Source organism: Vibrio sp. V39_P1S14PM300 (assembly GCF_009904765.1).
In the GTDB taxonomy this organism is placed as follows: domain Bacteria; phylum Pseudomonadota; class Gammaproteobacteria; order Enterobacterales; family Vibrionaceae; genus Vibrio; species Vibrio proteolyticus.
Genome location: NZ_WXWP01000015.1, coordinates 1 through 12,890, shown reverse-complemented (window position 1 = coordinate 12,890; position 12,890 = coordinate 1). Strand labels below are relative to the sequence as shown.

The window sequence follows — 12,890 nt, the reverse complement described above, 5'->3', positions numbered from 1 at the left end:
CTCATATAGAGAAAGCAAGAGATTTCATATATGAAGAAGCCTAGACGATTTATCAAGCAGTTATTTTTCATAGGACTTTTATCTGTTTTAGGGGCACCTTATGTTCAAATACACGCAAGCACGATTACATTTTCTGGCTCGGTAATTGAACCAGGTTGTATGCTGCAGCAGGAAGGAATACGTTGTTATGAACCTGCAATAAAAGACTATCAACTTACCTACCTGCCTTTTAAAGATATAAGCGCAAAGATGTCTGTTGGCGAAAAAGTGTATATTTCTTCTCCCTCTTTGAAAATAAACTGGGTTGAAGTACACCGTCTGAGTGAAAAAAGCGTGATTGTTTCTGCAAACTTCCTCTAGTGGACTATTTTTCTCCTCCTTAGCACTATGAGAGGATGTTTACCGTTTTCCACTACGTTTGTACAACTTGCCAGAATCGAACTCGTTCTATATTAACTAAAGAGTGTCAAAGTTGTGTGGCACAAGATCAATCTGAGCCGTTCCAGTTTCTCTATTCGAAACTTGAGTAGGTTATTGGGGTTTACGACTTAAAACCTGCAGCAGTCATCATCAGGCGAAACAGTGCAGACACAATGCCCAGTGCGGCAACGCTTGCTACCCAAATCCCAATCATCCAAGCCCATTGGCTAAAGCATATCTTCATTTTCATTCAAGGTTCCTTACGAGTTGTTCAGTGGTACGCTTCGCCTTCTTTTACCTTCCCTGCGAATACGTAGTAACTCCAGAAGGTGTAAGCCAGAATGACCGGGATAATGATCATGGCTCCGACCAGCATAAAGCTCTGACTGCTGGCGGGTGAAGCAGCATCCCAGATAGAAATACCAGGTGGAACAATATTCGGCCAGATACTGATGCCAAGCCCCGCGAATCCGAGGATAACGATGATTAATGCCATCATAAACGGGCTGCGCTCTTTGCGTTTTCTCACTGAATCGGCAATTTTTAAACATACCAGTCCGGTCAGCACAGGGACGGGAATCAGATAGTATAAGTTTGGCACCGAGAACCAGCGTTGGGCAATGGACGGATACGCCAGTGGCGTCCAGACGCTTACGATGACCAATGCGGATATCATCGCCATTAACGTTGTGTTGGTGAAGCCAAACATGCGCTTCTGAAGCTCGCCTTCTGTTTTCATGATCAACCAAGTACTTCCCAAAAGCGCGTAAGTGGCGAGCAAGCCAAATCCACAAAAGATCGGGAAGGGTGCCATCCAGTCCAGTTGTCCTCCGACAAACACACGTTGTTCCACATCAAAGCCCTGAATCACAGCACCAACCACAATGCCTTGGAAAAACGTAGTCAGAATCGATCCAGCCATAAAAGATCGGTCCCAGAACTTAAGGTGGTTTTCCAAGGCTTTAAAGCGAAATTCAAAAGCGACACCACGGAAAATCAACGCAATCAACATCAGCGTTAAAGGAATGGTTAATGCTTCAATAATGATGGCGTACGCGAGCGGAAAAGCGCCAAACAGAGACGCGCCTCCCAACACAATCCAGGTTTCATTGCCATCCCAGACAGGAGCCACACTGTTGACCATGACGTCTTTTTGTTGCTCGTTTTTGACGAAAAGCATCAGTATGCCAATCCCTAAGTCGAATCCGTCCATGATGATGTACATCAGGGTTGCGAAAACGATGATCGCAAACCAAATCACGGATAAATCAAAATGCATATTTTTTACCTTTACTTTTCTCTGGCGACGCTAAATGCGACCTGAAACCGTGGCCATGTCATGCTCATCGTGCTCTATGACATCAGGGCCTTTCTTGATCTGGTGGATCATGTAGTAGTAGCCGAAGCCAAATACCATGCTGTAGACAACCAGAAAACACAGCAGACTGATGCTCATCTGTAAGTCGCCATGGGACGACACGGCATCACGCGTTTTTTGTACCCCATACACGACCCACGGCTGACGGCCAACTTCGGTGGTGAACCAGCCGGCGAGTATCGCAACCAGACCTGAAGGCCCCATCATTAATGAGAATTTGAGGAACCCGTTTGAGGTATAAAGGGTGTGTTTTTTGCGTAACCACATGCTGTAGAGCCCTTGAAATATCATCAACAGGCCAAGCCCGACCATGATTCTGAAAGACCAAAACACGATTGGAGAGTTTGGTCGTTCGTCTACAGGGAACTCTTTCAGTGCCGGGATGGGGTCAGTCAGACTGTGACGGAGGATCAGACTGCCCAAGAGTGGAATTTCGATGGCGTAGTCTGTTCTTTCTGCGGCCATGTTTGGCATGCCAAATAGAATGAGCGGAGTCGCTTCTCCATCACTGTTGTCCCAGTGCCCTTCGATGGCGGCGATTTTGGCAGGTTGGTGCTCTAAGGTGTTGAGTCCATGCAGATCGCCGATAACAGCCTGAAGCGGGGCCAGTAGCACAAGCACACTCAGTGACATAGAAAACATCTTCTTTACGGCAGAAGAGCGGTTACCTTTTAGCAGGTGCCATGCGGCGGCGGCGGCAACAAACAGCGCTGAACTGACAAACGCGGCAACGCTCATATGGGCTAAACGGTATGGAAATGAAGGATTGAAAACGATGGCAAACCAGTCGACCGGCACTGCGCGTCCGTCAATGATTTCGTGGCCTTGAGGAGTTTGCATCCAACTGTTGGATGCGAGGATCCAGAAGGTTGAAATGATGGTGCCCAGTGCAACCATCGAGGTCGCGAAAAAGTGCAGTTTCTCACCCACACGATGCCACCCAAACAGCATTACGCCGAGAAAGCCAGCTTCGAGAAAAAAGGCGGTTAAGACTTCGTAAGTTAATAGTGGTCCGGTGATGGAACCGGCAAAATCAGAGAAGCCACTCCAGTTGGTACCGAATTGATAGGCCATCACCAGTCCTGAAACCACCCCCATGCCGAAGTTCACAGCAAAAATCTTCGACCAGAAGTGGTAGAGCTTTTGATAATCCGGATCCCGGGTTTTTAGCCACAGCCCTTCAAGGACAGCCAGGTAAGTGGCCAAGCCTATGGTGATGGCGGGGAAAATAATATGAAAGGAGACGGTAAAGGCAAACTGTATCCTTGCCAGCATGAATGCATCTAGGCCAAACATGAAACTTCCTTTGGGCTTATAAGTGTAATGAATGGGCCATTTTAAAAGGTGATAAGTCAAGGAGGTAGATACAGAGCTTTACGATAAATCTATAACAGATGGTTTTGTTAAGTGTTATGATTTTGTGCTGAACGTTGTGATGGAGAGTGGGTGTTGGCGAAGTATCAAGAACTGGTTGATCAGCTTAAGAGGCAGATACAGTCCGGGATCTGGAGCGCCGGAGATAAGCTTCCGTCTTTGCGTCGACAATCCGAACACTCAGGTTTGAGTTTAATGACCGTATTGCACGCGTATCAATTACTTGAGTCACAAGGTTGGGTCGTCTCACAACCTCGCTCTGGTTACCGGGTCGCACCGAATGTGCAAAGGACAGATGAAAACCATGTCCCTGCTGCACTCTCGTGGACGGAGCAGGTTGATATCAACGGGTTTATATTTGACGTGTTGCAAGCCAGCAAGAATCCGGCGATGACCAACTTCGGCTTCGCGTATCCTGACCCCGGTTTATACCCGCGTTACCATGTCAATCGGGCAATGAGCACAGCGGCTCGGCACATGCCAATTTCTGCCACATTTGATAACTTACCTCCGGGTAATGAGCAGCTACGCACCATTATTGCCCAGCGTTACAGCGCAAAAGGGATAGAGATTTCACCAGATGAAATTGTCATTACCGCAGGCGCATTAGAGGCATTAACACTCAGCCTGCAAGTGTGTACAAGGCCAGGAGACTGGGTTGTGGTGGAGTCCCCAGCTTTCTACGGGGCTTTGCAAACGCTAGAACGGTTAGGGCTAAAAGCCCTTTCGATAAGAACAGATCCCATCACGGGGATAGATTTGGATTCGTTGGAACGTGCGCTGCAAACCCACGATGTGAAAGCGTGCTGGCTGATGTCGAATTTTCAGAATCCGCTGGGGGTGACGCTCTGCAATGAGAAGAAGCAAGCGCTGGTTGAGCTTGTTCAGCGCTATAATGTGCCGGTGATTGAAGACGATGTATACAGTGAGTTGTACGTTGGGAATGACTCAGTGAGTCCGCTCAGAATGTACGATAATACGGGCAACACCCTGCTGTGCTCATCGTTTTCCAAGTCACTGATTGCGGGGCTGCGTATTGGTTGGGTGGCGGCAGGAAAACGAGCACTGGATGTCCAAAAGCTGCAGTTAATGAGTACGCTCGCAACCAGCACTCCGATTCAGATGACGCTGGTGCATTATCTGACCAGTCGCAACTACGAATCGCATCTTAAACAGCTGCGTAAAAAATTGTTTGAACGTAAAAGCAAGATGACGGAGCTGCTTCGAGCGTTACTGCCGGACAGAGTGACCATTGTCAGTCAGCGCGGCGGGTATTTTGTGTGGCTGGAGCTACCGCCCCATATCGATGCTTTGCCGATATACAAGCAAGCGTTAAAAGAAAACATCAGTATCGCACCAGGAAAAATGTTCAGCCTGACGGAGCAATATAACCATTGCCTTCGTCTAAACGCATCATTTGAACTTACTCCTAAAAACACGCACGCATTGAGCACCCTGGCAACACTCATCGTGGAGCATGTCTCCGGACAACCAGTCCCCCCAAACGCCTAAAGCGATGTCGTGACATTCATGTCCCGACTTACGCTGCATATGGCGCGAACTTTCAAGTTCCTCCTGCCAATCATGAATGTTTTTCATGTTCAATGTGAAACAAAACCAATGTTATTCAATCAGTGAAGCACGTATAAGTAAAAGACTGCTCTGGCGTTAAGCCGCGTTACGGCCACTTCTGCGTAGGCGATGGACCATAAATGCAGTCAGACTAACGATTGGGAAAATCAAAAAACAGAACTATCCCATAACAAGAGTCAGATACCCGTCAGCGTTTATCTAAGGAAATAGGATACAACTCACTATGAAGAACGATTTCACCTTTACTATTAAGAGCATTTGCTTTGATGAGCATTATCAGCCATCAGACAGCACGCGTATCACAACGAATTTCGCCAATTTGGCGCGAGGAAATTACCGCCAGGAGAACTTACGCAATGCACTGCGAATGATCGACAATCGTTTCAATGCGTTGGCTCATTGGGATAACCCAAATGGTGACCGTTATTCTGTCGAGCTAGAGATCATCTCGGTGGATATGGATATCCAAGGCAGTGGTGAAACCTTCCCATCAATTGAAGTACTGAAAACCAACATCGTTGATCACAAGACCGACGAGCGCATTGAAGGCATTGTCGGGAACAACTTCTCTTCTTATGTACGTGATTATGACTTTAGTGTGCTGTTACTGGACCACAACAAGAACCAGCCTCAGTTCAGTATTCCAGATAACTTTGGCGATCTGCACGGAAAACTGTTCAAGTCTTTCGTCCATTCAGAATCGTACAAACAGCATTTCAAAAAGCCTCCTGTGATTTGTCTGAGTGTGTCGGACAATAAAGTTTATCGTCGCACCGACAATCAGCACCCGGTGTTGGGTTTTGAATATCAGCCCAACGAGTCGTCGTTGACCGAGCAGTATTTCAAGAAAATGGGCCTGCAGGTTCGCTATTTTATGCCACCGAACAGCGTGGCTCCGCTGGCGTTTTACTTCGTGGGTGACCTGCTCAATGATTATTCCAACCTGGAGCTAATCAGCACCATTAGTACTATGGAGACGTTCCAAAAGATTTATCGCCCAGAGATCTACAATGCCAATGCGGTGGCCGGTAACTGTTACCAGCCAAACTTAAAGAACCAGGACCACTCATTAACTCAAATCGTGTATGACCGTGAAGAGCGCAGCCAACTTGCGATTGAACAAGGCAAATTTGCCGAGGAGTATTTTATCAAACCTTATCAATCGCTCCTTGAGCAATGGTCTGCAAATTACGCGTAACCGATAACACGAACCTGGACGAAATGACGATGAAAAAACTATTACCGACTTCTACGGCAGGCAGCTTACCTAAACCTTCTTGGCTGGCTGAACCTGAGACACTGTGGTCACCTTGGAAGCTGCAAGGCGAAGAATTGATTGATGGCAAACGCGATGCTTTGCGCGTCTCTTTGCAAGAACAGCAGCGGGCCGGGGTGGATATCGTTAGTGACGGTGAGCAAACCCGCCAGCACTTTGTGACCACGTTTATTGAACACCTAAGCGGCGTGGATTTTGAAAACCGTCAAACGGTGAAGATCCGCGACCGTTATGAGGCGAGCGTACCCACCGTCGTTGGCCCAGTCAGCCGCACAAAACCCGTGTTTGTCGAAGATGCGAAGTTCTTGCGCCAGCAAACTCAGCAGCCTATTAAATGGGCGCTGCCTGGCCCGATGACCATGATCGACACACTTTACGATGCTCACTACGGCAGTCGCGAAAAGCTGGCTTGGGAGTTTGCCAAGATCCTTAATCAAGAAGCCAAAGAGTTAGAAGCTGCGGGGGTGGATATCATCCAATTCGACGAGCCCGCTTTTAACGTTTTCTTTGATGACGTCAATGAGTGGGGGATTGCGTGTTTAGAGCGCGCAATCGAAGGACTGAAGTGTGAAACAGCGGTGCATATTTGCTATGGCTACGGCATTAAAGCCAACACCGATTGGAAAAAGACGCTTGGTTCAGAGTGGCGGCAGTATGAAGAAGTGTTCCCGAAACTGCAGAAGTCGAATATCGACATCATATCGCTTGAATGTCATAACTCGCGAGTACCTATCGAACTGCTGGAGTTGATTCGCGGCAAGAAGGTGATGGTGGGGGCGATTGACGTGGCGAGCAATGATATCGAAACACCTGAGGAAGTCGCGAACACATTGCGAGAAGCATTGAATTACGTTGATGCGGACAAGCTTTACCCTTGTACTAACTGTGGTATGGCTCCGTTGTCCCGCGAAGTGTCCACCGCCAAGCTTGACGCTTTAAGCGCGGGGGCCGAAATCGTACGGCGAGAGCTTTCCGCCTAACTGCGCTGAGATACACCAGGAAATGAAGAAAAAACCAAGAACTTGTGTCTTGGTTTTTTAAATAGACGCCTGAAGGTAATCTACTTGGCTGTTATTATTTCTTTGACGGTAAAAAGCCTTGCCCCGCACCTGGCGTGACCCGGTTCGCGCGTACTTCATTTTCATAAGCAATGGACGTTTTTGGGAAAAAGTTACCCGCGTCTGCGTTGGAATTATTGGCAGGGGTCGGCTTTAACTCATTTTCATGAGCGACCGACCCTTTAGGGAAGATGCTGTTACTACTCATTGCGCGTTCCGTTTTGACTTAACATGAATGTGAATGCTAGCGGCAATACACAATTTATAACGACTGAATCTCTATGCAAATTTACTGAAATGAGTGCATTGTGATGAGTGTCTCATCGTTACGTCTGATTATTTACTCTTGTCATTTTTAGCTACCGGTGAGACTGTCGGTCATGACGTTCCAATCTTAATTTCCCCGGAGCCGGGTAGCTGATTGACCAACGATTTCCCCATTAACTTGGAGGGAGTGTAGCTGCCGCCAGCAGAACGGTGCTGCATCAGATACGTCACCACAGCAAGTGCGCCTGTAACGGTCAGGCTGTAGCCGTTTGCTGTTTGGATTCGTGCGGTTTTCCGTTCACCCTTAGCGTTGGTCACTTCTCCCCAGACGTAGGTGGGCAGTTGAGCGCGCTGTTGCTCGTTCGGTCCTGTGACGGTCTTTTCAATTCGTGCTTTAATCAGAGCCTGAAGCCAGCGCCAACCTAGGAGAGGGCGAACAAAATTGGCTTTTTTAGCGTTACGGATCATGCGTGGCGAGCCTGGGATAAAGACGTTTATATTGGGGATCTCAGTGCTGTAGTAAGCGGTCGACACATCGCCCCAGGGAATGGTCATGGCAAGCTTCTCACCGTCGCCAAAATCAATCCGGCGGACTTCATAAGCCAGTGGAACGGTTACGATATCGCCCTGACGACGAATTTTCCCGCCCTGGGCCAGGCCTTCGACCGAGGTTTTGGCTGTACCCGGAGAAAAGCCAGAGCGGGAATCAAACCCCAACGACAAATGGGTGGCATCTGGCATAGCTTCTTTGAGCGCCGCTGCAAGGCAGTCGGTTGGAATAACATCAAAACCGACGCCCGGGCAAAGAACCACATTGGCATGCTGAGCTTGCGAGTTCAGGCGCTGCGCCAACTCGAATACGGCGATTTCACCAGTAATATCGAGATAGTGTGCACCCGCGTCAAGGCAGGCCCGCATCATCGGATGCGCCGTCGATGAGAATGGACCAGCGCAGTTTAACACCAGCGACACTCCACTTAATTGTTGCGCTGCGGTGTCGGAGTCATCCAGGCCAAAAGTCAGGGCGGTTAATCCCAACTCATTCGCCAAACGTTGTGTTTTTTGTTTGTCTCTTCCCCCCAGCAAGGGGCGCAATCCTTGCCGAACCGCTTCACGTGCAATCAGTTCACCGGTATAACCGTAAGCACCGTAAATCAGCCAACGGGCGTGTTGAAGGTCGGGGTTTGCTTGTGTCATGGTTATTGCTCCTGCAAGTTGTGACGGGGATTAGGCTTGCTTTGGTTCGGCGCTTTGCTTTTGTTGTCGCTCACGGAGGATATGCTTTAGCCCTTGTTCAAAGCGTGTAAACTGAAACTCTGGAAATCGAGCTTTAAATTTATCGGAGACAAAAATATTGTCCTCACCATAACGGGGCAGGAGTTCGGCCGTGTCTCGAACGGTACGATTGAACAGACCTGCCAACCTTAATTGCCAGTGTTTGATGATCCGGTAAGTCGGTTGAGCGCCGAACGTCTCTGCGGCCAGAGAAATAAATTGTTTGTACGTCAATCGATTATCATCGCAAGGTAAGTGCCAGGTTTGGCCGTAAGCGTCAGGCGTATTACCGATCAGAGCCATCGCCCGACTGGCATCCGGGGTATAAATCAGGCTGCGTTTGACATCATCACGCAGAAATACTTTGGCCGGTTTGGCGTTCAACAGTGGCTCTATGATCGTGGTGTTGGTGAAGCTCTGGGTTATACCCGGGCCATAAAATTCCGGAGCTCGGCAGATCACTGCGGTCAGAGAGCCGCGATTCATTGCGTCGAGTAACATCTCGGTAATTTGAGCCCGGACTTTACCTTTTTCGCCGTTTGGGGCAAACCTTGCGTCTTCACGTTGCGGTTCGCTGGTTTGCGGGTACATGTAAGTGTTGTCAAAATAAACCAGCTTCGCACCAGCCGTTTCGCAAGCTGCGATCGCGTTCCGCATCAGGACTGGCCACTGATCAACCCACAATTGCGTGTCCATCGGGAGCCCTGCGGTCAGATACACAATCTCTGAACCTTCGACCGCTCGCAGTGTTTGGACCGGATCAAGCAGGTCGGCTTGAAAAAGCTCATCGCTCTCATTCACTTTTTGAGGTCGTCGGCTCACCAAGCGAATATCCTGGGTAAATTCGCGTTTAAGGCTGTTCGCCAGCTCGCGACCAATTTGCCCGTTTGCACCAAGTATGGTTTGCATGATGTCTTTCTCCTGAGAGGTCACTGTATCTGTTAGCGAGCATCCTAAGGTTAAAGTTATGTTTAAGGTCAAGCAAAATTGTGACTGTCTGTTGTGTGGGTAAGTAAAGCTTCAGCTCAGCCTGAGTGCAAAGAAGCGAGTGCCTTGTTCACGGGCGAAAGTAAATCGATGGGATACGGGAATGACCGAACGAATGCGATAAACCGGCAGGTTACTGGCTTTTATCGTCGTCCTGATGCGGCAAAATATTCCAACCAAACTGAGACATAACCCGCTTGGCATTGGTTGCACAGTCCATGTCCTCGGGTTTGGCCTCGACTTCCCGCAGTACCTCCAATAACCGCGCTTTGCTCGTCGCGATTTTGCGTTCAATGTCTTCCAGATCTTTGACCTTTTGTTGCAGTGTAGTCAGTAGTTGATGATGATGATCCCATTGTGACAAATCGGCGGGCAACAGTGCGCGCAGTTCATCCAGGGTAAACCCGGCTTGCTGCCCGCTGGTGATCATATTGAGCACCATGATCGCTTCAGGCGGATAAGTGCGGTAACCATTGGCGGTGCGTTTCACGGTGGTCAACAGGCCAATTTTTTCGTAGAAGCGAATGCGTGATGGCGTCAAGCCCGTTTGCTGCGCGAGTTCCCCAATTTTCATTGTTGTGTTTCCCGGTCTGTGGACGATTTGCTGCGTCGCGATGATGATGGACCCGCTAGACAGTATGACGTGGGCAGACCAATGGTCAACGTTTTCTCGGTTTGGATGACACCGGAGTCGGCCCCGAGGTGAAAAATCCGGTATCGCGTGCACGATACCGGATGGGACGGAGAGTCAGACATCACTGCCAGCTGGCAAAGTGACGCACAAAATCACGGCTTAATAAATTTCAGAAAGGCCTCTGAATATTGCCATGATTCACTTTGGAACGGCACGCCGTCTTTGGCACTTGAGCAGGTGGCTGACGCCCAGGCATCACTGCACGAATGGTCACGGTTGATGGACCAGAAGGATAGGTATTTGAGGTTCTTCTCTTTGGACCAGGTTGCCAGACGCTCGGCTTGCTGAAGGGATATCGAATCGACGGTCAGATCGTTCAGGCCTTGCATCGGTATCATACCGAGTTTTTGATACAGCGCTTGTTCGTCGAGTTCCGGGTAGAGCACGGCCATTTTATCTTTCAAAAACTCGACGGTCAGAATCGCCAGCTCTGCTGTGTCGTCAACGTAAGTGTCGTGATACCACTGACCAAAGCTCATGGTCATCGGGTTGACGCTGTCGATATTGATGCCGGCTTTGGCAGCAGGGACAACCACTTCATCAAACCCACGGATGATATCAGGCGCTGCCGCCAGGGTGAAACTCACTTTCAGCTGCGGGTAATCGGCCTGCAAACGTGTCAGTGCACCAACCATACGTGCCATTGCCGCAGCATCGTTTTCGCGGCCCATTTCTACATCAAAATCGAGGTGATACACCTGATATGTATCGATGACTTTTTTGTATTCGGCATAAAGCAAGTCTTCCGTCGCACAGGCTTGTGACAGGTAACGTCCGTTCGCACCACCAAAGGAGATGATCACGTCTCCACCGGCCGCGCGTAGATCGTCTATCTGTTTCTTGCCCCATTGTTGTGAAACTTTCATGTCGGGTTGGCCTCCCCACAGCGCTTCGCAGACGTCTGGGTTCCACTCGCTGCCGAGAACAAAGGCAAGAGTAAAGTGTTTGTTGCCGGACTGATTAGCCAAGTCCACCAGGCTTTCCATTCCACCATTAGCCCAATCAGCATTGATGCTGGTGTCTTTGTATGGGGCCAGAATGTTGGCTTGGTCGTCCGTTTGTTCGACAAACTGCACGGTCGCGATACCCGCTTCACTGATCACCAGTGAAGTGGTGGCCAACAGGTAGCGTTTACCATCAACTTCAACAACAGGAGCGGATACGGTGTAGTTGCCTGGACGCAACAGATCAAAGCGTTCTGGACCGCCGCTTTGTAGCGGGTGCTGATAGATATCCTGCTCACTGTGGACCAAAGTCAAAGTTGTGCTCTGGTTGACCGGTAATCCCTGAAGCTGAATGTACGTTTCGATAAAATTGGCGGTATCGACGGGCTGAGTAGTTTCAGTCACATCTGGCGATGCGATCTGATCTTTATCGGCCACAAATTCAAAGGATTGCTCGCCATTCATCAACAGTGTGTGCTGGAGGTTGTTGAGCCGGTACCCGGTCAGTTCTGCGTGGTAAGCCGTCGCGTGTGCCAGGCTGTCTACCAGCGTTTCACTGCCGTAAGGGGCCTGATAATAGCTTTGTTCACCAGAGCTGGCGTTTGTCATGGTTAGGGTTGTGCTATCCACCAGATCGTTTGCAGGAAGTGTCAAACGGAAGCTGGCCGGGTAGATGGCTTCGCCATACCCCCAACTCAACTCAGCTTGGTGGCTCTCATCGGTGAGTGTCTGCTCCTGACGAGCGGGTTTGGCTGGGTAAGCTCCCACCGGGTTGACATCGAGGATGTAGGCACCGTAAGTGAGTGCGTCGACTGTGGTAGACGATTGCCAGTCGAGCGAGAAGGATTGCTGGTATCCGTTGGGGCCAGATAATGTTGCAGTGGCCTTTTGGTCGGTGACGTCACTTCCGGGGGCGGTAGGGGCCGTGAGTGTGATTTGGCCATCGCCAGTTTCAACGCCATCAAGAAAAACTTTGACGTCCTGAATGGTCTCTGGGGTGGCATTGACGCCCAAACCGAATTGCAGCGAGATCGCTCCGCCGAAGGCCAACATGCTGTTGATCCAACTGTCGTCTGAGTACGTGGTGGTAACCTGAATGAGGAACTTGCCCTCGGCAGTGGGTGTAGAGTTGACCGCTATGTTGTTCGGATAACTGATGCCGCCGAAATTCCCCCACACGGAAGTGACGTCTTGTGGAGAGACAAATGTGACAACCATGCCGTCGATGTCAGCATCCTGTGCCAATGTATTGGTGATTTTAATCGATAGATTTGACCAGTTAGCCGAGGCACTGTCGACGATGACCTCCGTCTGCACCGGTGCCGGTTGTGGCGCTTGAGTTTGACTCTGCTGGACGACGATCAATTCGCTGGCCAGTGCGGAAACGGGCAGGAATGCCCCGGTTATCGCAAGCGTTGTGCCTGCAACAAACAGATAGGTGTTTTGTTTCATGGTATTTACCTTCGTTTATTAAAAAACGAGCAGTAAGTGCAACAATCCTATTTGGTTTACGCGTAGTGAAACCAGATATTTGTGGTAACCCCGCTACCTTAGAAATATATTCCTTAGGCCGGAAGCTTTGCGTCCCTGTTTTTCAACAGGTTTGCCGTTGACACAAACAACC

12 protein-coding genes and 1 riboswitch are annotated in these 12,890 nt (G+C 49.5%); of the genes, 4 read left to right on the top strand and 8 right to left on the bottom strand.

From position 1 onward, the window contains the following. The first annotated feature begins 30 nt into the window (after nucleotides 1-30). Entirely contained in the window at nucleotides 31-360 is a 330-nt protein-coding gene (locus CAG65_RS00880) for a hypothetical protein (protein WP_161451535.1), read from the top strand. A 181-nt stretch (nucleotides 361-541) separates the two neighbouring features. Here the strand turns inward: CAG65_RS00880 and CAG65_RS00875 are convergent, their stop codons facing one another. The 3 genes from CAG65_RS00875 to CAG65_RS00865 are packed head-to-tail and all read right to left on the bottom strand — an operon-like array spanning nucleotide 542 to nucleotide 3,094. After that, a complete protein-coding gene (locus tag CAG65_RS00875) occupies nucleotides 542-670 on the bottom strand; it encodes a DUF2474 domain-containing protein (protein ID WP_161451534.1) in 129 nt (42 codons plus the stop codon). Nucleotides 671-691: 21 nt separating this feature from the next. Then, entirely contained in the window at nucleotides 692-1,699 is a 1,008-nt protein-coding gene (gene cydB / locus CAG65_RS00870) for a cytochrome d ubiquinol oxidase subunit II (protein ID WP_161451532.1), read from the bottom strand. A 30-nt stretch (nucleotides 1,700-1,729) separates the two neighbouring features. After that, the gene (locus CAG65_RS00865; protein ID WP_161451530.1) at nucleotides 1,730-3,094 is read right to left on the bottom strand and encodes a cytochrome ubiquinol oxidase subunit I; all 1,365 of its coding nucleotides are present in this window, start codon (nucleotides 3,092-3,094) and stop codon (nucleotides 1,730-1,732) included. A 153-nt stretch (nucleotides 3,095-3,247) separates the two neighbouring features. On the opposite strand from CAG65_RS00865, the gene CAG65_RS00860 reads away from it, so the two are divergent. The 3 genes from CAG65_RS00860 to CAG65_RS00850 all read left to right on the top strand — a co-directional run bounded on the left by CAG65_RS00860 (nucleotide 3,248) and on the right by CAG65_RS00850 (nucleotide 7,021). After that, nucleotides 3,248-4,684, top strand: coding sequence for an aminotransferase-like domain-containing protein (locus tag CAG65_RS00860; RefSeq protein WP_161451528.1), 1,437 nt, complete (start codon nucleotides 3,248-3,250; stop codon nucleotides 4,682-4,684). Nucleotides 4,685-4,988: 304 nt separating this feature from the next. Further along, nucleotides 4,989-5,963, top strand: coding sequence for a DUF1852 domain-containing protein (locus CAG65_RS00855; RefSeq protein ID WP_161451526.1), 975 nt, complete (start codon nucleotides 4,989-4,991; stop codon nucleotides 5,961-5,963). Between the two features lie 29 nt (nucleotides 5,964-5,992). Beyond that, nucleotides 5,993-7,021, top strand: coding sequence for a methionine synthase (locus CAG65_RS00850; protein ID WP_161451525.1), 1,029 nt, complete (start codon nucleotides 5,993-5,995; stop codon nucleotides 7,019-7,021). A 94-nt stretch (nucleotides 7,022-7,115) separates the two neighbouring features. On the opposite strand, the gene CAG65_RS22000 is transcribed toward CAG65_RS00850, so the two are convergent. The 5 genes from CAG65_RS22000 to CAG65_RS00830 form a co-directional block, all read right to left on the bottom strand. Next, a complete protein-coding gene (locus CAG65_RS22000; RefSeq protein ID WP_202599223.1) occupies nucleotides 7,116-7,307 on the bottom strand; it encodes a hypothetical protein in 192 nt (63 codons plus the stop codon). Between the two features lie 170 nt (nucleotides 7,308-7,477). After that, the gene (locus CAG65_RS00845) at nucleotides 7,478-8,563 is read right to left on the bottom strand and encodes a saccharopine dehydrogenase family protein (protein ID WP_161451523.1); all 1,086 of its coding nucleotides are present in this window, start codon (nucleotides 8,561-8,563) and stop codon (nucleotides 7,478-7,480) included. 30 nt (nucleotides 8,564-8,593) lie between these two features. Then, nucleotides 8,594-9,550 (bottom strand): SDR family oxidoreductase, encoded by a 957-nt coding sequence (locus tag CAG65_RS00840; RefSeq protein ID WP_161451521.1) that lies wholly within the window; start codon nucleotides 9,548-9,550, stop codon nucleotides 8,594-8,596. A gap of 211 nt (nucleotides 9,551-9,761) precedes the next feature. Continuing rightward, nucleotides 9,762-10,202, bottom strand: a complete 441-nt coding sequence (locus tag CAG65_RS00835; RefSeq protein WP_161451519.1) for a MerR family transcriptional regulator — start codon at nucleotides 10,200-10,202, stop codon at nucleotides 9,762-9,764. Nucleotides 10,203-10,414: 212 nt separating this feature from the next. After that, nucleotides 10,415-12,718 (bottom strand): chitinase, encoded by a 2,304-nt coding sequence (locus tag CAG65_RS00830; protein WP_161451516.1) that lies wholly within the window; start codon nucleotides 12,716-12,718, stop codon nucleotides 10,415-10,417. An 80-nt stretch (nucleotides 12,719-12,798) separates the two neighbouring features. Next, nucleotides 12,799-12,884: riboswitch (cyclic di-GMP riboswitch) on the bottom strand. Nucleotides 12,885-12,890 lie beyond the last annotated feature (6 nt).